The 19180-nt window shown below is 61.6% G+C and carries 24 protein-coding genes and 2 pseudogenes; 13 read left to right on the top strand and 13 right to left on the bottom strand.

Annotated elements, in window-relative coordinates; translation table 11 throughout:
* The 3 genes from CO655_RS31500 to CO655_RS31485 all read left to right on the top strand — a co-directional run.
* On the top strand, positions 1-366 hold a 366-nt coding region (locus CO655_RS31500; protein ID WP_176539345.1), incomplete at its 5' end, for an RtcB family protein.
* On the top strand, positions 353-967 hold the full coding sequence (gene prfH, locus CO655_RS31495; protein ID WP_097604198.1) for a peptide chain release factor H: 615 nt from the start codon (positions 353-355) through the stop codon (positions 965-967). The genes CO655_RS31500 and prfH, both read left to right, overlap by 14 nt.
* Positions 968-1741: 774 nt before the next feature.
* A complete protein-coding gene (locus tag CO655_RS31485; RefSeq protein WP_097581911.1) occupies positions 1742-2176 on the top strand; it encodes a DUF6766 family protein in 435 nt (144 codons plus the stop codon).
* A 91-nt stretch (positions 2177-2267) separates the two neighbouring features.
* Here the strand turns inward: CO655_RS31485 and preA are convergent, their stop codons facing one another.
* The 4 genes from preA to CO655_RS31465 form a co-directional block, all read right to left on the bottom strand.
* Positions 2268-3581: an NAD-dependent dihydropyrimidine dehydrogenase subunit PreA gene (gene preA / locus CO655_RS31480; RefSeq protein WP_097604201.1), complete on the bottom strand. Its 1314-nt coding sequence runs from the start codon at positions 3579-3581 to the stop codon at positions 2268-2270.
* Between the two features lie 15 nt (positions 3582-3596).
* The gene (locus CO655_RS31475) at positions 3597-4958 is read right to left on the bottom strand and encodes an NAD(P)-dependent oxidoreductase (protein WP_097667845.1); all 1362 of its coding nucleotides are present in this window, start codon (positions 4956-4958) and stop codon (positions 3597-3599) included.
* A 411-nt stretch (positions 4959-5369) separates the two neighbouring features.
* Positions 5370-6365 (bottom strand): sensor histidine kinase, encoded by a 996-nt coding sequence (locus tag CO655_RS31470; protein WP_010030602.1) that lies wholly within the window; start codon positions 6363-6365, stop codon positions 5370-5372.
* 191 nt (positions 6366-6556) lie between these two features.
* Positions 6557-7351 carry a response regulator gene (locus CO655_RS31465; protein ID WP_020922074.1) on the bottom strand — a complete coding sequence of 265 codons (795 nt, stop codon included), beginning with the start codon at positions 7349-7351 and terminating at the stop codon, positions 6557-6559.
* Between the two features lie 256 nt (positions 7352-7607).
* Here CO655_RS31465 and CO655_RS31460 point away from each other — a divergent pair, with 256 nt between their 5' ends.
* Positions 7608-7814, top strand: a complete 207-nt coding sequence (locus CO655_RS31460) for a NepR family anti-sigma factor (RefSeq protein ID WP_012484947.1) — start codon at positions 7608-7610, stop codon at positions 7812-7814.
* 9 nt (positions 7815-7823) lie between these two features.
* Positions 7824-8381, top strand: coding sequence for an RNA polymerase sigma factor (locus CO655_RS31455; protein ID WP_064684848.1), 558 nt, complete (start codon positions 7824-7826; stop codon positions 8379-8381).
* A 345-nt stretch (positions 8382-8726) separates the two neighbouring features.
* On the opposite strand, the gene CO655_RS31445 is transcribed toward CO655_RS31455, so the two are convergent.
* From CO655_RS31445 to CO655_RS31415, 7 genes and pseudogenes are all read right to left on the bottom strand, one after another.
* A complete protein-coding gene (locus CO655_RS31445) occupies positions 8727-9125 on the bottom strand; it encodes a hypothetical protein (RefSeq protein WP_010026644.1) in 399 nt (132 codons plus the stop codon).
* A 9-nt stretch (positions 9126-9134) separates the two neighbouring features.
* Positions 9135-9479 (bottom strand): DUF883 family protein, encoded by a 345-nt coding sequence (locus CO655_RS31440; protein WP_097604204.1) that lies wholly within the window; start codon positions 9477-9479, stop codon positions 9135-9137.
* Positions 9480-9628: 149 nt separating this feature from the next.
* Positions 9629-10422, bottom strand: a pseudogene (locus tag CO655_RS31435) (heme ABC transporter ATP-binding protein).
* A 23-nt stretch (positions 10423-10445) separates the two neighbouring features.
* Entirely contained in the window at positions 10446-11558 is a 1113-nt protein-coding gene (locus tag CO655_RS31430) for an iron ABC transporter permease (RefSeq protein WP_097667843.1), read from the bottom strand.
* Between the two features lie 2 nt (positions 11559-11560).
* Positions 11561-12490 carry an ABC transporter substrate-binding protein gene (locus CO655_RS31425; RefSeq protein ID WP_097604206.1) on the bottom strand — a complete coding sequence of 310 codons (930 nt, stop codon included), beginning with the start codon at positions 12488-12490 and terminating at the stop codon, positions 11561-11563.
* An 11-nt stretch (positions 12491-12501) separates the two neighbouring features.
* A complete protein-coding gene (locus CO655_RS31420) occupies positions 12502-13551 on the bottom strand; it encodes a ChuX/HutX family heme-like substrate-binding protein (protein ID WP_097667842.1) in 1050 nt (349 codons plus the stop codon).
* A gap of 20 nt (positions 13552-13571) precedes the next feature.
* On the bottom strand, positions 13572-13754 hold the full coding sequence (locus CO655_RS31415) for a hemin uptake protein HemP (RefSeq protein ID WP_010023267.1): 183 nt from the start codon (positions 13752-13754) through the stop codon (positions 13572-13574).
* 176 nt (positions 13755-13930) lie between these two features.
* On the opposite strand from CO655_RS31415, the gene CO655_RS31410 reads away from it, so the two are divergent.
* From CO655_RS31410 to CO655_RS31390, 5 genes are all read left to right on the top strand, one after another.
* Positions 13931-14356, top strand: coding sequence for a hypothetical protein (locus CO655_RS31410; RefSeq protein ID WP_038690776.1), 426 nt, complete (start codon positions 13931-13933; stop codon positions 14354-14356).
* Between the two features lie 57 nt (positions 14357-14413).
* Positions 14414-15754 (top strand): TonB family protein, encoded by a 1341-nt coding sequence (locus CO655_RS31405; protein WP_097667841.1) that lies wholly within the window; start codon positions 14414-14416, stop codon positions 15752-15754.
* Positions 15755-15862: 108 nt separating this feature from the next.
* Positions 15863-16270, top strand: a complete 408-nt coding sequence (locus CO655_RS31400) for a DUF2325 domain-containing protein (RefSeq protein WP_039621588.1) — start codon at positions 15863-15865, stop codon at positions 16268-16270.
* Positions 16267-16539 (top strand): hypothetical protein, encoded by a 273-nt coding sequence (locus CO655_RS31395; RefSeq protein ID WP_012484938.1) that lies wholly within the window; start codon positions 16267-16269, stop codon positions 16537-16539. Before CO655_RS31400 ends, CO655_RS31395 begins: the two co-directional genes overlap by 4 nt.
* A gap of 9 nt (positions 16540-16548) precedes the next feature.
* The gene (locus CO655_RS31390) at positions 16549-16863 is read left to right on the top strand and encodes an antibiotic biosynthesis monooxygenase (protein ID WP_012484937.1); all 315 of its coding nucleotides are present in this window, start codon (positions 16549-16551) and stop codon (positions 16861-16863) included.
* Between the two features lie 33 nt (positions 16864-16896).
* Here CO655_RS31390 and CO655_RS31385 read toward each other — a convergent pair whose 3' ends face one another.
* Both CO655_RS31385 and CO655_RS31380 read right to left on the bottom strand, forming a co-directional pair.
* Positions 16897-17316: a DUF423 domain-containing protein gene (locus CO655_RS31385; protein WP_097667840.1), complete on the bottom strand. Its 420-nt coding sequence runs from the start codon at positions 17314-17316 to the stop codon at positions 16897-16899.
* Positions 17313-17708, bottom strand: coding sequence for a group II truncated hemoglobin (locus CO655_RS31380; protein WP_097667839.1), 396 nt, complete (start codon positions 17706-17708; stop codon positions 17313-17315). Before CO655_RS31380 ends, CO655_RS31385 begins: the two co-directional genes overlap by 4 nt.
* A 162-nt stretch (positions 17709-17870) precedes the next feature.
* Here CO655_RS31380 and CO655_RS31375 point away from each other — a divergent pair, with 162 nt between their 5' ends.
* From CO655_RS31375 to CO655_RS31365, 3 genes and pseudogenes are all read left to right on the top strand, one after another.
* Positions 17871-18434: a TetR/AcrR family transcriptional regulator gene (locus tag CO655_RS31375; protein WP_097667838.1), complete on the top strand. Its 564-nt coding sequence runs from the start codon at positions 17871-17873 to the stop codon at positions 18432-18434.
* 18 nt (positions 18435-18452) lie between these two features.
* Positions 18453-18794, top strand: coding sequence for an SMR family transporter (locus CO655_RS31370; protein ID WP_010026374.1), 342 nt, complete (start codon positions 18453-18455; stop codon positions 18792-18794).
* A gap of 190 nt (positions 18795-18984) precedes the next feature.
* Positions 18985-19180: pseudogene (locus CO655_RS31365) on the top strand (trehalose utilization protein ThuA); the annotation flags it as partial.

Below are 19180 nucleotides of genomic sequence, written 5' to 3'. Positions count from 1 at the left end.
CGGAACAAAGGGGCGGCTTCATCGGAATCGGCAATCTCTCATGGGGCCGGCCGCAAATATGACCGCGCCACCATGCATGGGCGTGTCGGCCGCAACCGGTCCGAACGCGAACAGCTGCTGCGCAATTCCTGGGGCGGGATCGCGATCTGCGACGATCGCGCCCTCGTCATCGAAGAAGCGGCGTCGGCCTACAAGGATGCCGGGCAGGTGGTGGGTGATCTCGAACAGGCAGGGCTGGTCGTTGGTCTTGCGAGCCTGCGGCCGCTTGTCACATTCAAGAAGGCGGTTGACGAGGCGGAGGTGGAACAGCGTCGGCGAAAGCCTGAATATCGCAGGCAAGGAGGGCGCAGCCATGAGCGCTATTGATCTTCTCGTGACGTCGGGCAACGGCCCGGTGGAATGCCGCATGGCGCTCTCCGCACTTCTCGCCATCCTCGAGCGTGAGGCGATCGGGCTTGGCTGCACCTTCGAGAAGAGCCTCGGCCCGATGCCGGATCGGCACGGTGCAAAGTCGGCGATCGTCAGCCTCGATGGCCTCGAGGCGGAACGGATCGCCGGCGGCTATTGCGGCACGATCAGGTTCACCTTCAAGAGCCCGGTGCGTCCCGGTCACAAACGGCAGAACTGGTATGTTGCGGTTCAGCGTATCGAGGCGGGGCCGGAAGGCGGCGAGGTGACGATCGATCCGGCCGACCTGCGTTTCGAGACGCTGAGAGCCGGCGGACCGGGCGGGCAGCATCAGAATACGACCGACAGCGCCGTGCGTGTTCTGCACCGGCCGACCGGTCTGGTGGTGACGGCGCGCGACGAGCGCTCGCAGCATCGCAACAAGGCCCTGGCGCTTCGGCGTCTTGAAGCGATGTTGCGTCAGGTCGAGGCTGAAAAGCAGGAGGCGGCCAAATCCGGACGCTTCATCGCCAACCGGACCATCGAGCGAGGCAACGAGGTCAAGGCTTTCAAGCTGTGATCCGGCATATCGGTCCGACCGCAACAAGAAACGGCGCCCTTCGATGAAGGGGCGCCGCTCCTTTCAGTTACGGTCTCTGAAAATAGTGATCCCGTTCGATGCCGTCATAGCGGCCGGATTGCAGGCAGCAGTTCTTGAAACCGCCTCCGGGAACCGCAGGGGCAGGGATCGGCGCGGCCGAGTTTTTCGATCAGTTCGACGTCGCCATGAACGATCTGCGAACCGGTCTTGACCCGGGCTTCGGACGGGAAGGATTTACGCCGTTTCGACGTGACCTCAAAAGCTGAAGTCGGTGAGGTGTTTGCGAGCCATGGCTGCCTCCTCTTCGTTGACACGCTGCGTCGTGCAGCATGCTCGTCATAAGTCTATGGCCGGTTCAGCGCAATGTTGCCGATCGAACTTTGCCGCAGCGTTGCAAACCCGTCACTCGGCCGTCCCGGCGGGGCGCTGACAGGACTGTCTCGCAGCCTCACCTGGACATTATGCGAAAGCCTCCTCCGGAGCGGAGCGGTTTCGAGGAACCCCGCCCTTCCAGAACCGTTAGGGGTTTCCAGTAGGGACTGTTCACAATGTCGGGCGCAATCAGCGCGCTTTCATCGACGTCTTTGGACGTGAAGTACCCTCGTTCACGACCGGCGCGCCGATTGCTTCATCCGCGGTCTCCGGGCCGGATCGGTTGAAGGGCAGGCCCGGGATCGGCTGATATGGATCTCGGCAAAGCTGCTGGTCGCGACCGCCGGCACTCGAGGAGGGAAGCCTTCCAAAGGAGGTATCATGTTCAAGAAGTACGCCTATGCCTGGATCACCGTCGCCTTCTTTCTATTTTCGCTCGTCGGCCATTGGATGTTCGGTTGGTTCGCCTTTGTCGGCGAGCAGCAGAGCCACGGGCAAGCGCCTGATATCAATGCCTATCTCATGGAAATGAGCAGAGACACCTTTGAAAACTGGCAGTCCGAATTCCTGCAATTGCTCTGGCAGGTCGTTGGTCTTGCCTATTTTCTTTATATCGGCTCTCCGTCTTCAAAGGAAAACGATGACCGCACGGAAGCAAAACTCGATGCTCTCATCCGGTTAAATGCCGGAGAGAAGGGTGAAGTGATCATCGCCGAGATCGATAAGCACTTCATGAGGACCGGAGGGCATGCGGGACCGTACGAGCATGAGTTGGAGATGCGCAGGGGGCCTCACAGGACCGGCGGCGCCACTTGAGCCAATCTCAGGCAGGCGACCGCGCTTTGCGCGACAGCTCCAGCGATCCGAAGCACGCCGCGGGCGATATTCGCCGCGGCGTTGCTATTCGTCACTCCGCCGCCTGGCGGGCCATCGGGTTGTTTGGATGTGTCGTCCAGTTGGCATAGTTCGGATCGACCACGCGGCCGGTGCGTTTGTCGAGGCTGCCGGCGGGGAGCTGCTCCATGGTGATGCAGTTCTCGACCGGGCAGACGCTGACGCAGAGATTGCAGCCGACGCATTCCTCGTCGATCACCTCGAAGTGGCGCAAGCCATTGACGACGTTGGTGATCGCCTGATGCGAGGTGTCCTCGCAGGCGATGTGGCAGCGACCGCATTTGATGCAGGCGTCCTGGTCGATCTTCGCCTTGGCGACGTAGTTGAGGTTCAGATATTGCCAGTCGGTGACATTGGGCACGGCGCGGCCGGTGATGTCGTCGAGAGTGCGATGGCCCTTTTCGTCCATCCAGTCGGAGAGGCCCGAAATCATCTCGTCTACGATCTTGAAGCCGTAGGTCATCGCCGCGGTGCAGACCTGGACGTTGCCGGCGCCGAGAACGAGGAATTCGGCGGCGTCGCGCCAGGTGGTGATGCCGCCGATACCCGAGATCGGCAGGCCGTAGGTTTCCGGATCACGGGCGATTTCGGCCACCATGTTGAGGGCGATCGGCTTGACCGCCGGGCCGCAATAACCGCCATGGCTGCCCTTGCCGCCGACCGTCGGGTTGGGGGCAAAATTGTCGAGGTCGACGGAGACGATCGAATTGATCGTGTTGATCAGCGAGACGGCATCGGTGCCGCCGGCCTTGGCGGCGCGGGCGGGACGGCGAATATCGGTGATGTTGGGCGTCAGCTTGGTGATGACGGGCATGCGGGTGTACTGCTTGCACCAGCGCACGACCATTTCGATATATTCCGGCACCTGGCCGACGGCCGATCCCATGCCGCGTTCCGACATGCCGTGCGGACAGCCGAAATTGAGTTCGATACCGTCGGCGCCGGTCTCTTCGACCAGCGGCAGGATCGACTTCCAGGCCTGCTCCTCGCAGGGCACCATGATCGAGGCGATCAGCGCCCGGTCCGGCCAGTTCATCTTGACCTGCTTCATCTCCCGCAGGTTGGTATAGAGGTCGCGATCGGTGATGAGCTCGATATTGTTCAGTCCGAGCAGCCGGCGGTCGGCGCCCCAGATCGCGCCGTAGCGCGGGCCGTTGACGTTGACGACGGGTGGGCCTTCCTCGCCGAGCGTCTTCCAGACCACGCCGCCCCAGCCGGCCTTGAAGGCGCGCTCGACGTTATAGGCCTTGTCGGTCGGCGGCGCGGAGGCCAGCCAGAACGGGTTCGGGGATTTGATGCCGACGAAATTATTGCGGAGATCAGCCATTATTCATTCTCCCCTTCAAGCAACCGCGACAGCCGGAGCGGCTGCTGCGGAGAGGGCGCGATGGATGGATTCAGCCGCGTCGCGGCCGTGCGCGACGGCGGAAACCGTAAGATCCTCGCCGCCGAAGACGCAGTCGCCGCCGGCCCAGACGCCGTCGAGGGAGGTGCGGCCCTCGACGTCGACCGCGATGCGACCGGATTCCATGCGAAGCGAGCCGAGGCCGGAGGCGTCAAAGGTCTGGCCGATCGCCTTGAAGATCTGGTCGGCGGCAATCACGCCGGTTTCGCCGATGCCGACGAGGCGGCCTTCGACGAGCTTGGTGTATTCCACTTCGATGGCGGCGACCTTGCCGTCCTGCGCCAGGATCGACTTCGGCGCCAGCCAATGGCGGATGATGACGCCTTTGGAGCTTGCCAGATCCTGCTCGTATTCCGAGGCGTTCATATGCTCCTTGCCGCGGCGGTAACAGATCGTCACCTCTTCGGCGCCGAGCAGCTTTGCCTGCACGGCAGCGTCGATCGCCGTCATGCCGCCGCCGAGAACGACGACGCGGCGGCCGATGGCGATATCGCTCTTGTCGTCAGCCTGACGCAGTGCGGCGATGAAATCGACGGCATCGTCGACACCGGCAAGGTTTTCGCCCTCGATGCGCAAGGCATTGACGCCGGCAAGGCCGATGCCGAGGAAGACGGCATCATATTGCGCCTGCAGATCGGCAAGCGAAAAATCGCGGCCGAGAAGGGCGCCGTGGCGGACTTCGATGCCGCCGATCGAGATGATGTAATCGACTTCCTGCTGGGCGAAGTCGTCGACTGTCTTATAGGTGGCGATGCCGTATTCGTTGAGGCCGCCGGATTTTTCCCTGGCATCGTAGATGGTGACGGAGTGGCCTTTCACCGCCAGGCGGTGCGCAGCGGCCAGTCCTGCCGGGCCGGCGCCGACGACGGCGATCTTCTTTCCTGATGCTTCGGCCCTGACATAGAACTGTTTGCCGGCCTGCATGGCGGCATCGGTCGCGTAACGCTGCAGGCGGCCGATCTCGACAGGCCGTTCTTCCGCCGTGTTGCGCACACAGGCCTGTTCGCAGAGCTCTTCGGTGGGACAGACGCGGGCGCACATGCCGCCGAGGATATTCTGATCGAAGATCGTCTTTGCCGAGCCGATCGGATTGCCGGTCGAAATCTGCCGGATGAAGAGCGGAATGTCGATCGAGGTGGGACAGGCCGTCATGCACGGCGCGTCATAACAGAAATAACAGCGGTCGGCGGCGACCAGCGCCTCGTGATTGTCGAGGCGTGGATGCAGATCGGAAAAATTAGTCTCATACTCGGCGGGCGATAGCCGGCCGGAATGAATCCCAGTTTCCAGTCGTTCCATTGAAGTTCCCTCATTATTGGTAAACGGCCTGTGAGGGAAAGCGTAACTCAGGTTTAAAAATTTATCAAACGGTAAAATTTTGACGGTTCGCTCTCTTCCGTGCCCGCGCAAGCTGCTGTTTTCAAACGAGAAATTTCCCAGCCTTAGGCCTGCGAAATATTTGCGCGTTCGGCCCAGAAGGGGAGTCCGAAAAAAGAGTCAAAAAAGTGGAATTTATTTACGATCGCAGGGAACCAAATTTGGACGTCGTCGTTATTGCGATATCCGGATGGTGATCGCATCGACCCAACATGCGCGCCCCCAACCCACTATCCGGACGTACTCACGGTCCCCTCCCGGTGAGTGAAGACAGCCGGTGCGCCGCCCTCGCACCGGCTGTTTTTCTGTTTTCGCTCGTCTTATTTTCCCACTTCAGATGCGCTTGAAGATCTCGAATTCGGTCTCCGGAATGGTCAGCCGATATTCGATGCGGCCGGGCACAAGGTTCAGTTCCGCCTTGCCGTTGACCGACGAGGGCACGACACGCTCCAGCACGGTGCGGCCGAAGCTGTTGTCACTGAATTCGTGGACTTCCGACTGATCCTGCAGCACTTCCGCCCAGGCGATCTCGATCGCCCTTCTGTCGCCGATCGCAGCTTCCCGGCAGTTGAGCGTGATGGAGGCAGCGCCGCCGGCAATGGCGCCATAGGAGGCGGAGTTGACGATGAGTTCGTGGAGAGCAAGTCCAAGATGCACCGCGGCATTCGGCGTCAGATGCGCATTGATGCCGTAGATCGGCATGGAGCCTGATGTTTCCGGCCAGTAGGGGGCGAACTGTTTTTCGGCGAGTTCGAAGAGATAGGCGCCGCGCCAGCTCGAATCAGTGATCAGGTCCTGGGAATTGGAAAGCGACTGCAGCCGCCCGCGGAACTTCAGGAGGAAACTGTCGAGCGAGAGCGTGTTGCGCGCCGTCTGCGTGGCAATGCCCTGGATGATGGCGAGAAGGTTCTTCGAGCGGTGCGAGAGTTCGCGCAGCAGCGATTTCAGTACTTTTTCACGATGCCGGCTTTCGGTGACCTCCGTCATGACGGACAGAAGCCCATGCGTGCCGCGTTCACCGGTGCGCTGGATTTTCAGTTCATAGGTGCGCATTTCGCCGTCGACGTCGATCTCGACCTCGGCATTGTTGGGGATGCCGGTCTCCAGCACCTTATGTTTCAGCGCTGTCAGATACTGCCCATGGATATCACCGAAAAGGCCGGCATCAGTGCCGCCGGGCATGAAGCGCGCCGCGAAATACGGCGGCAGATTTTCGGCGTAGAAAATCGAAAGCCGTGCATCCTGGCAGAGTATTGAAATACCGGCGCTGCCGAGCGCCCGTTCCATCATTGCGGCTTTGCCTTCGAAGGTGAAAGGCGTGCCCGACAATGGTTCAGTCGTATTCACTCGGCCGCCTTTCCTTGTGACGTATTGAACGTCGCTGAAGGGAACGCCCTCCAGAAACCGCCTGCCAACTCTAGAACGAAGCGCTGCAAAAACCGTTAAGGCCTTCGGTGCGTCCCGGCAGCACCGGAACGCCTGTTTCGACGGTTTGGTTCCGAAAGCCGGAAAATTGCGTCTCAGGCGGCTACCTTGGTCGATTCATTGAAGAAAAGCGCCTGGCTGATCAGTGCCTTGACCATGTCGGGGTTGAAAGGTTTGGTGACGAGGAAAGTCGGTTCGGGGCGCTCGCCGGTCAGAAGCCGTTCCGGGAAAGCGGTGATGAAGATCACCGGCACGCTCGACGTCTTGAGAATGTCGTTGACGGCATCGATGCCGGAACTGCCGTCGGCAAGCTGGATGTCGGCGAGCACCATGCTTGGCTTCGTCTTGTTGTAGAGTGCGACGGCTTCGGCATGGGTGCGGGCGATTCCCGTGACGCGGTGGCCGAGGCTTTCGACCATCTGTTCGATATCCATGGCGATCAACGGCTCGTCCTCGATGATCATGATATCGGTTGCCACCTGGCGGGAAATCTCCTGCGAAGCCTTGTCGAGCAGTTGCATGACATCCTGTTCGTCGAGCTCGAGAATTTCTGCGATTTCAGCGACGCGGAAATTCTCCACGGAAGCGAGCAGAAAGGCCTGACGGGCGCCTGGCGAAACTTTGGACAGATTGAGGGTGGCGCGCTGTTCCCACGCATATGGCGAGGTCGGCTCTGGAATCTGGACTGCAGTGGAACCAAACAGTTGCGTAAACAGTTTGTAGAGGGCGACCCGGTCATTCGCCGTGTCCGGGAAAATCGACAGATCGGCGATGATGGCTTCAAGAACGGCGGCGACATAGGCGTCGCCCGAAGTCTGAGTGCCGGTCAGTGCGCGGGAATAGCGACGCAGATAAGGCAGGTGCGGCGCAATTCGAGTAGAAAGTGTCATATATGGCTCCTGTATACAGGCCGGCATTGGCTTCAATGACCGATTAACGTCATCTTGATAAAAAAGTTCCGGAACGGCAGGAACTTTTTTTGCCGCGCCGCATTATTCCAGCCGACATAGAAAGGGCGTAGCATTTTGACCCACGCAGCGGCAAACCTCGGCGACATCGATAATCGAAAGCCTCGGTCTCGCTGGTCGAAGTCGTGATGATGCCGTGCACGCTCCTAGAACAGACAACCGGCGAGAAGACGAATTGATGACCACACGCAAGAAAGAAGCAGCCGATCAGCGCAAGCTGGAGCTGCGGGCAAGCGATATCCTGGACCCGAACAATCAGATCGGCGTCAAATTGCGGTCGCTTTATGCGGCCGCACAGGGTGAAGCGATCCCGGATCGTTTTCTCGATCTTCTCGAAAAGCTCGACCATGCCGAGATGATGGCTTCCGCCAAGATGGCCGAATAGGATCGTCGCATGGAAGATAAAATGCAACCCAGCTTCAAGCGGGAACTGCTGGCGGCCCTGCCCAGTCTTCGCGCCTTTGCAATCTCGCTCATCGGCCGCCACGACCGTGCCGACGATCTCGTCCAGGATACGATCATGAAAGCCTGGGCTAAGCAGGATCATTTCGAGATGGGCACCAATATGAAGGCCTGGCTCTTCACGATCCTGCGCAACGAGCTCTACAGCCAGATGCGGAAAAGCGGCCGCGAGGTGCAGGACAGCGACGGCCTGTTCACCGAATCGATGGCGATGCATCCGTCGCAATATGGCGCGCTCGATCTGCAGGACTTCAAGAAGGCGCTCGATCAGCTGCCGCCGGACCAGCGCGAAGCGATCATCCTCGTCGGCGCCTCGGGCTTTTCCTACGAGGAGGCCGCCGAAATCTGCGGCTGCGCCGTCGGCACCATCAAGAGCCGCGTCAACCGCGCCCGCCAACGCCTGCAGGAATTGCTGCAGATCTCGGGCGAAGCCGATTTCGGCCCCGACGCCACCTCGGCGCCGCTGACCTCGAAGGCGTTTGCGTTCTGAGGAGGGTTATGTTGGGAGGACGGCCGGCTGCCCCTGAGACGCCGGCTTTTTTGGCTGTCGGGAGCGCGAGGGTGCCGCGTGTGTATTGCGGGCGGTAGTCTCTCCGCCCTCATTCCTGTGCTTGTCACAGGAATCCAGCGCGCCCAAGTCCTTGGGCGCAAAAGACTCTTTCCGTGGAAGTACCGGTTCCTTCACGGCGCGGACGCGCCGTGGCTGGATTCCTGTGACGAGCACAGGAATGAGGGAGGGTGAGGTGAGCGTCCGTGCCCAATCGTCCGCCGACAAGGAGGAGAATATGTCCATCTCCCTCTCCTCTTCCAGTAACACGGAGAGGGGCTCGCTTCCTCAATCCTCCCGCTTTGATCCCACCAGATTGGCCGCGACGATGGCCGCCAGCACGCCGGCGGTCAGTAGGGGCTGGGCGCGGACGAGGCCGAGCCCGACTGCCGCCAGTGATTCCAGCGCTGCGCGGCGCTCGCGGGCGCGGCGTTTGTCCTGGGCGTTGATGATCACCATCACCACCACCAGGATGACGGCGATCAGCAGTGCGCAAGCGGCCAGGAAGAGGGCGGCGCCGACCGGGCCGTAGATGCCGGCGAGCCAGATGGCGCCGGCGGTGACGGCCAGCGCATAGGCGGTGAGAATGAAGAGCAGGGCGAGCGCAAGGAAGATGCTGGTGCGCTTGGCGCGCGCGACGGTCCGGTGCACGCTTGCGCCCGTCAGCAGGCTGAGGATCGAGAGCATCGCGCTTCCTCAGCGCCGCGCGAGGAAGGCGATGGCCAGGCCGAAGGCGGCTGCGGCGCCGATCGTTGCCAGCGGATGTTTGCGCACGGTCTCGCGCATCTCGGTCGCGCCGCGCTCGTAGCCATGCTGCAATTCGCGTAAGAGATCCTCGCTGCGGCTGAGCAGTTCCTCATAGCCGGCGCTTGCCTGGCTGCGCATCTTATCGCCCTGATGGCGCGAACTCTTGCCGACCAGGCGCGTCAGTTCCGCGAGCTCATCGCGCAGCGCCTCGATCTGTTCCTCGATGCCGGATTCGAAATTGTGGAAGGTGCCGTTGCGGCGGCTGCGGCCGGAGTGAAAGATGGAATAGGTCATGGCTGTCTCCATTGGCTGGGGCGCGCGCAAGCCCGCCTGTTCTGCACCGGGGCCACCACCGTTCGTTGCATAGAGGAGACCGCGCGGCATTGACCCAAATCACTGCCGACAACGTGCCGGGCGGTCAAAAGTTCCGCCGTATGCGGTGGTTAGCGCTGGGAAACGGCGCTGTGGGCGAGCACGAAGGGCGTGCCGTCGGCAGGCACCTGATTGATGCGCAGCGCGCAGCCGAAGACCGAGAGCATGGTCTCATCGGTCAACACCTCATCGATGCCGCCGGCGGCGGCGAGGCGGCCGGATTTCATCAGCACGAGGCGGTCGGCAAAGAGCGCCGTCAGGTTGAGGTCGTGCATGACGGCGATGACGCCGCCGCCGCGTTCGCAGAAATCGCGGCGAGCGACATGATGGTCAGCTGATGGCTGATGTCGAGGCTGGAGACCGGCTCGTCGAGCAGCAGCCAGCGGGACTTGCCGTCGACGACGGGCTCGGCGATCTGGCAAAGCACGCGGGCAAGCTGCACGCGCTGCTGCTCGCCGCCGGAGAGTTCCTGATAGAAACGGCCTTCGAAGCCGGAGAGGTCGACGGACGCAAGTGCTGCGGCCGCCGTCTCATCGGCCTGGTCGGGATTGAGGTTGAGGCCCGAGGTCAGGCCCATACGGACGATCTCGCGCACGGTGAAGGGAAAGGAGATGGTGCTTGACTGCGGCAGCACGCCGCGAATGGCGGCAAGCTGCCAGGGTTTCAGTCCTCGCACCTCGTCGCCGCCGATGCGCACCGAGCCATCATAAGCAAGCTCGCCGGAGATCGCTTTCATCGTCGTCGTCTTGCCGGAGCCGTTCGGCCCGGCAATCGCCGTCAGCTCGCCGGCCTTTGCGGTGAAGGCGACGTCGCTGATGATTAATTTGCCGGAAAGGCGCACGGAAAGGCCGGACACTTCGATCATCTGCACGTCACTCACAAGATCGCTCACAGGGCAAGGCGCGAACGCTGCTTCAGCAGGATCCACAGGAAGAAGGGGCCGCCGACCGCTGCGGTAATGATGCCGATCGGCAGTTCGGCAGGGGCGACCAGGGTGCGCGCCAGGACATCGGCGAAGATCAGCAGCGAGCCGCCGAGAAGGGCTGCGGCCGGCAGCAGAAAACGATGATCCGGGCCGATCGCCATGCGCAGGATATGCGGCACGACGATGCCGACGAAGCCGATGCCGCCGCTGACGGCGACGGAAGCGCCGGTCGCCGCGGCGACGCCGACGATCGCGACATTCTTCAGCCGCTGCACCGGCACGCCCATATGAAAGGCGGCTGCCTCGCCGAGCGTGATGGCATTGAGGCCGCGGGCCATGAAGGGCAGGGCCATGAAGGACAGCAGGATGATCGGGCCGGCGGCGGCGATCTTCGTCCATGTGGCGCCGGCAAGCGAGCCCATGCTCCAGAAGGTCAGATCGCGCAGCTGCTGGTCGTTGGCCATGTAGATCAGCAGGCCGGTGAGGGCGAGGGTGAGCGCGCCGAGCGCGATGCCGGCAAGCAGCATCGTCGCCACCGAGGTCTGGCCGTGACGGGTGGCGATCCTGTAGAGCAGCAGCGTCGTGACCAGACCACCGCCGAAGGCGGCCACCGGCAAAGCATAGATGCCGAAGAACGCCTGGAACGGTGCCGCCAGGCCGCTGCCGAGCACGATCATGGCGACCGCGCCGAGGCTTGCGCCGGAGGAGACGCCGACAAGGCCCGGATCGGCGAGCGGATTGCGGAACAGGCCCTGCATCACCGTGCCGGAGACGGCCAGCGAGGCGCCGATCAGAAAGCCGAGGATCGTGCGGGGAAGGCGGATATCGAAGATGATGATCCGGTCACGGGCGCTCAGCGCCGCCTCCGAGCCGGTCATGTTGCCGATGACGTCGAGGATCGAGGCATCCGAGGCGCCTGTCGTCACCGAAAACAGCATCGCGAAGGCGGAGCCGGCGACAAGCAGCGCGATCGCCAGCACGGCGAGCCGCGTTCTGTCGCCCGCCCGCCTGGTTTCGCCGATCTCTGCCATCGCAAAGCGTCGCCCTCGTTGCGTCATGGCTTGCGGCAGGGCCATGATCAGCCCCCGTAGATCGCCGCGTTGAGCTCTCGCGCGGCGGCGGCCGTGCGCGGGCCGAAGCCGAGCAGGTAGATGCCGTCCATCCGCACGATCGCCTTCTTCTCGCCGGCCGGCGTCAGCGCGATCGCCGGCTGGGCCAGCAGGTCCTCGTTTCTGGTGCCGGCGCCATCGCCGCGATTCATCATCAGGATGATGTCGGGCTTGGCTTCGATGATCGCCTCGTCCGTCAGCGGCTTATAACCGGGGAATGCGCCGACGGCATTGACGGCGCCGGCAAGCTGGATGATGCCGTCGGCCGCCGTGCCGGTGCCCGAGGCCATGATCCGGCCATTCTGGGCGCTGAGGATGAAGAGAACGCGCTTGCGCTCGGCTTCCGGGCGCTTTTCGGCGTCGGCGATCGCCGCGTCGAGATCGGCCGCGACCTTTCCTTCAAGCGCCTTCGCCTTGTCGGGCACGCCGAGCAGCGCGCCGACGCGATCGATCTTGGCGATGATGCCGTCGCGGGTGAACGGGCTCGGCACGGTCTCGAAGGGCACGCTGGCATTCTTCAGCACGGCCAGCGCCTCCTTCGGGCCCGAACCCTCGACGGCGATGATCGCCGTCGGGTTCATGGCGAGGATGCCTTCGGGCGAGAGCGCGCGCATATAACCGACATTGGGCAGTTTCAGCGCCGCTTCCGGATAGGTGCTCGTCGTGTCGCGGGCGATCAGCCGGCTTTCCTCGCCGAGCGCATAGACGATCTCGGTGATATCGCCGCCGACCGAAACCAGGCGCGACGTGTCGAGCTTGCTGTCCTCGGCGTGGACGGCGCGGACAAAGGCGATGCCTTTGACCGCCGGCGCCGATGGGATCAGCGGCAGCGCCATGACGGCCGCCGTCAGCGCCAGTTGCCAGGGGCGGATTCGGCGCAGATTGTTACGCATCGTCATGGTTGCGATCCTTATGCGGCGACACTTGCTGCCCGCGGCAGGTTTTCGATGATCTCGCGCCATTCGACGCGTTCGTCAGAGCCTTCCTTGCGCTTGCCGAAGAACTGGATGATCATCTCGCCGTCGGCATTGTAAGCCTCGAGCGAAGTGACGTGGCCGTCCTTGGTCGGCTTGCGCACGGCCCAGGTCTCGGCGATGTGGTCCTGGCGCAGATGCAGGTGGAAGGTCGGGTCCATGATATTGATCCACGGGCCCATGGTCTGCACGTTGACGATCGGGCCGGAATGGATCTGGACGATACCGTTATTGGCGACGAAACACATGATCGGCAGGCCTGATTTCACCGAGGCATGCATCATCTCCGCCGTCGCGCTGTTGTCGAGCTTCCAGGCATAGTCGTCGCCGACGCTGCGGATGGCCGCCTGGCGGCCGATCTTCAGGCGCTTCAGCATGCCGAAGAACTCATGCGTGTCGGTGAGCTTGCTCCAGTTGTCGCGCAGCTCGTCGCGGTCGACATTTGCGGCCTCATCGGCGGTATTGGAGATCTCCGCCTCGACGAATTCCTGCGACTGGTCTTCGAGTTTCAATTCGGCGACGATCGCGTGATAGGCCTCGACATTCGAATTCGGTCGCAGATGCACCTTGTGCACGGCGTTGCCCGCCTTGTCGAAATATTGCAGGCTGAGACGCTCCTGGTCGCCATCCTTTTTGGAGACGGCGAAGCCATGCTCCCAGCGGCTCGGGAAGATGCGCAGGTCGATGTTCTCGCCGAGCACGATTGCGCTCTGCATGCCCATCTTGATGTTTTCGAAGACGCCGATCTTCTCGTGCACGGCGCTTTCGTTGCGCGACAGCGCCATCACTTCGCCGAGGCCGGCGACGCGTTCCAGAAGCTTCAGCGCGCTGCCATCGATGCGGGTCACGCTGATACCGGTTTCGGCGGCGACGAGGGCGGCCTCGGAAATCTTCAGCCGGGCGGCGATATCGCGCTCGCGCATCTTTGGATTTTCGGCGCGAAACGCACGGATTTCGGCCGGCGCCGGTCTTTTCTGTTCAGTCATGTCTTACCTACTTATTGGCCCTATTTATTAAGAATGAGCTTGCCCTGGCGGGTGATCTTCAGGCGGTAGACCAGCCCGTCGTGTCTGATCACGATCTCGTTCGTGCCGCGGAAAAGATCCGCGCTGTCGACGATCCGCTGTTGCGCCGCCGGCTCGCTTGGCAGCGGCGCATGCTTAAAGCTATCTGGCTTTTCAACCATCATGTCGGTTGGCAATTCCGTGAAGCCGGGGATCGGTGGTCCCCGGTGTGGTGACAATTAACTTGACTTTCTTACTCATAGTTTTTTAAAGACGCAATAGGAGACTAACGTAGTCAAGTTTTTGAGATTGCTGATTTGCGGCTGCCTGCTGGCGGCCGGCGACAATGGCGGAGAAGATTATGACGGGTAGGTTTGCGGCCGTTGCGGCCGGCTGGGTAATGGCGGTTGCGAGCGTATGCCAGGCACAGGAGACGGCGCCGGCAGCCTCTCTCAATGTCGAGCTCAACGCGCTGGCGCCCTCGCAGAAGGGCTGCATGATGACCTTCGTCGCGCTCAACCAGCTGCCCGCCGCCATCAACAAGGTCTCCTTCGAACTCGCCTTCTTCAACGACAAGAACGCCGTCGACCGGATCACCGTGCTCGATTTTCGCGATCTGCCGCAGGGCAAGAAGCGCGTGCGCCAGTTCGACATGCCGAATGTCAAATGCGAGAGCGTGACCCGCATCCTGATCAACGACACGCCGGTCTGCGACGGGCCGGCTGCTGGCGAATGCATGAAGGGTATCGTCACCCGCTCGCAGATCTCCGTCCCCTTCGAGGGATAAGAAGACGCCGGGGATGAACCCCGGCGGGCGTGTTTCAGGCTGTCCGAGGCATAGACAATGGCGATTTCAGCGAAAACCAGATCGAGACAGGTGCTCATCGGGGAGGCGGACGCCGGCGGCAGCCTGAACGATAACACGCCCGGCATGCATCCAGGCCACGAGCTTTCCGAATTGCGCAACGCGCAGCGGCAGCCGGCCGGCGAAACGGTGATCCACTATACACGTTTCGCGCAGATATCCTCCTTTCCCGATCATCCGGAAGCCGCGCCGGCAACTTCCGTTTCCGCGCCGCCGATGGACGCGGCGGCGGAAAAACAGGATGACGAGAAGACGCCGATGCGGCGGCGGCTGACGCTGACCTGCATCTGCTCCCTGATCTTCCATGTAAGTCTGGTGGTCGCTCTTGCCCTGGTCATGCCGCAGCCACCGACCGAAGTGATTGAAGACGCCGGTGAGGCCGTCAGCGTCATCGTGTATGGCGACTCCGATGTCGATCAGACTTCGGCAGGTGATCCAGAGCTGGAATTGAAGCCAGATGAAATTGCTGCGGAGGAAGTCAAGCCGGAGACGGTTCAATCGACGACTGAGACTGACGAACTTCAGCCGACAGAGATACAGCCCGAGCAGGCGCAACCAGTTGAGATCGAAGCGATGCAGCCTGCCCAAGACGTAACACGTGTTTCGCCTGAGGCAGCTGTGGCTGCGGAGCCGGAGATTCTTGTTTCTCAGAATCCCGCCGATACTTTCGTCGCTCAGCCCATGGCAACGGTGGTGCCGGAACAGCCCGTGCCCGATATCTTGCCGACTACGGCACCAGAACAGATGGCGCTTGCGGTGCAGCCTACTGAAGTTCGGCCAGAGGAAGTGAAGCCCATCGAGACTGCCGAAGTTTCTCCCGAGCCCGAAGAAAAGCCGGAGCAGAAACCCAAGAATGTAGAAAAGCCGAAACCGGATGAAAAAAAGCCGCCTCGGAAAAAGGCGGAGCCTACAGGTGGCAAAAACGGCAAGGACCGGCGGGACTCGGAGAGGGGCGTAACGACTGGTCAGGACGCGCCTGAATATAATGGCATGTCAACGGCATCAGGCAGAGGTGATGGCGTTGGAAGCGCGGCTGTCGCCAACTATCCCGGCAAGGTGCAGAAGCGTATTCGCCGCGCAATTCGGGTGCCTAACGAATACAAAAGGATGGGCGAGGCCATTTCTGTGCGCCTCAGATTGACGATTGATGGAACAGGCAGGCTGTCGTCAGTCTCCGTTGCCGGCAGTTCAGGTATCGCAGATTTGGACAAGGCTGCTCTCGATGGTGTGCGCCGCGCTGCGCCATTTCCGCCATTGCCCCCTGAGTGGGGTAAGGCTAGCTGGAGCTTCACTCAAGAGGTTCAGGTCACCACGCGATAAATATGAGAAAAATTATCAACTTTATACTTTACTCTAAAAATCAAGTTTAATAAGGTCCACCAGCACACGCAGGAATCGTGTGACGATCAACGAGCGAACGGGTGGTAAATGGCTCGCAAGGGCAAGAAGGGTTCGAACCGGGAGGTCCGCGACAGCGCGGGCGAGGACGCAAGTCAGGCATCCCCCGGACGGTCCAAACTGGATGGCCGCAGTTTCCTCTATGTCGGCGGGCGCGACTGCCAGGTGGCGCATCTTCGCCAAATCTGCAGCAATTTCGGCGCTGAGCTCATTCATCACGACGGCGGCCTGCGCGAAGCGGTGTCCCGCATCGATACCGTGCTTCCCTCGGTCGACTGCGTCTTCTGCCCGATCGACTGTATCAGCCACGATGCCTGCCTTCGGGTGAAGACCGGCTGCAAGAAGTTCGGCAAGGCCTTCATCCCGCTGCGCAACGGCAGCAAGTCCAGCCTGGAGCGTGCGCTGCAGACGATGAACGAACGAGATAATTCCAGATGAACGACCAGCATCCCGACGGCTTCACCATGATCGGCCTGCACAAGCTCGCCGCGCAGAGCGGCGACGGCCTCGTCCCCGAACTCTACGAACTTTTTCAGCAGCATGCCGAACGCCAGCGGATCTATCAGAATGTGACGCTGTTCCCGACCTGGGAGGCGCGCATGCCTGGAGAAGCGACGACGAGAGCACTTGGCCCGGCGGCGGCAAACGGCAATAATATCCTCGCCTTTCCCGCGCTTGCGGCAAGGGCCGATAAGCGGAAGGCGTAGGGAGATTTCATGTATATCGCAATGAACCGCTTCAAGGTCGCAGCCGGCAGCGAGAGTGATTTCGAGACGGTCTGGCGCAATCGCGATTCCAGCCTGGCCGAGGTGCCCGGTTTCGTCGAATTCCGCCTATTGCGCGGCAAGGCCAACGAAGAGGAGGGCTATACGCTCTATTCCTCGCACACGGTCTGGAAGAGCGAAGCGGATTTTCAGAACTGGACGAAGTCCGAGAATTTTCGTGCCGCGCACCGAAATGCCGGCGACCGCAAGGCGATGTATAAGGGACCGCCGGTGTTTGAGGGCTTCAATGTGGTCGATGGGATATAGCCGCTGACAGTTAGCTTGGCGTCCGTAGCCCCCTCATCCGCCCTTCGGGCACCTTCTTCCCGCCCGGGTAGAAGGGGAGATCTCCGCCCGAACCCGCAAGACCGCACCCGCCGCAATCGCCAGCCAGCCAAGCATCATCGCCCAGCCGCCGGTCGGGGCGGCATAGGGGAAGAGGCCGGAACCGGCAAAACGCAGCGAGACCAGGTCGCCCGCAAAGAGCAGCGTTCCCAAGATCATCAGAAAACCGGCCAGCCAGGCGGTTTTGAGCCTTGCGGTGCCGAAAGCCAATGCCAGCAGGGCAGGGGCGTGCGCCAGGCACATGGCGGATGCCGATGCGGCCAGGTTGGCTTGCCCGCCGCCATGGGCGGCAAGAGCGGCAAGCGCGACGCCGGCCACGCCGAACAGGCCGGCAAAGAGATAGAGCACCGGTTCCAGACGCGCATTCAGGCTCATGGCTGTTCCTTGTTCTGCATGTAGTAGGCAAGGCGCTCGACCGGCGCCCAGATGAGATCGCGCAGCGCTTGGCTTTCGATCGTCTCATCGAGGGCGCGGCGGAAGCAGAGCAGCCATTCGTCGCGCTCGACAGGGCCGATCTCGGCGACGAAATGGCGGCTGCGCAGGCGCGGATGGCCGCGTTTGTCGGTATAGAGCGGCGGGCCGCCGAGATAACCGCTCATATATTCGTAGAATTTCTCTTCGCTCTCCTGAAGGCTCGGCGGGTGCACGGCGCGCACGTTGCCTGCCTCCGGCAGCCTGTCCATCAGCTCATAGAAACGGCGCGTCAGCGCCCTGACGGCGGGATCGCCGCCGATCGCTTGATATAGAGTGGTGACCTTCTCGGTCACGAAACCATCCCAAATGTCTTTCCCCGGCCTCTTCATGCACCGGGCGGAAAATGATCGCAACTGTCATCAAGCTGCCGCGGCATTTCGCGCATAATGCCGGCGCCGCAGGGGTTCCAACCGATTCTTCTTGACAAAACCGTCCGGACGGTATCTTTATATCGCATGTCGAACGCTCATCACCGCAAGAAACAACCGACTCTCGTGCGCCAGCAATTGCTGGATGTCGCCGCGCGTCTTGCTGCGAGTGAAGGCATGGCCGCGGTCACGCTCGATGCGGTGTCGGCCGCCTCCAGCGTCAGCAAGGGCGGGCTGCTGCATCACTTCCCGACGAAGAATGCGTTGCTCGATGCCCTGTTCGAGAGCCTGCTTGAAACGTTCGACGCCGATATCGAGGAGCTGATGCGGGGTGATCCGCTGCCGCAGGGCCGTTTCACCCGCGCTTATGTCATGGCGGTATCCGGTCTCAAGGACCGTCCCGACGATTCCAGAAATTGGACGCAGGTGACGGTCGCGCTGCTTGCCGAACCCCGGCTGCGTCTGCGCTGGCGCCAGTGGGTGCAGGCGCGGGCAGCGGAATATGTCGGCACCGACTCCTCGCTCGACGCCCAGATCGTGCGGTTTGCCGCCGACGGGCTTTGGTTCGCGGACACGCTGGAAAGCCACGATATCGACGGTGCCCAGAGGCGGGATCTCATCGCCCGCCTCGTGGAGCTGACCGGCAAGTAATCCGAAAGGGAATTCGTCATGAGCCAGGCCGCCGTTTACGGGCTGCTTTTTGCCGCCATCGTGCTCGAAGTCATCGGCACCACCGCGCTGCAATTGTCGCAGCAGTTCACTCGCATCGGGCCAACGGCGCTCGTCGTCGCCTGTTATGCTGCCGCCTTCTATTGCCTGTCGCTGACGCTGAAGAGCATCCCTGTCGGTATCGCCTATGCGATTTGGAGCGCTTTGGGAATCGTGCTGATTTCCTCGGTCGGGCTGATCTTTTTCAAGCAACGGCTCGACCTGCCGGCAATCCTCGGGCTTGGGCTGATCGTATCTGGCGTCGTCGTCGTTAACCTGTTTTCGAAATCCATTTCGCATTGATATTGCTGCGATATTTCCTAAAGCTGTTGTCCGCGCCACGAGAGAAATTTTCCCCTTTGTCAAATTCCTGACAAAGGGCTATGTGTTGCTTGAACGTGGAGGAGAGTGAGGCGCACGCGGTGCTGTTTTCCAAAGCGCTTTGAATCCTGCCTTCCCACCTTTCGAGACCTCCACTCTACAGGAGCACAGCATGGCCATTCGCACCGTCGTCTGGGGAGAGAATATTCATGAGAATACCAATGAGATCGTCCGGGGCATCTATCCCGAGGGGATGCATACGACGATCGCCAATGCGCTGAACAGTGATCCCGCCATCTCGGCGACGACGGCGACGCTGCAGGAGCCGGAACATGGGCTGAGCGAAGCCCGGCTTGCCGAGACCGATG

Origin of the sequence: Rhizobium sp. M1 (assembly GCF_002531805.1) — a bacterium.
GTDB lineage: Bacteria > Pseudomonadota > Alphaproteobacteria > Rhizobiales > Rhizobiaceae > Rhizobium > Rhizobium etli_C.
This window is presented reverse-complemented; position numbering and strand designations above follow the sequence as displayed.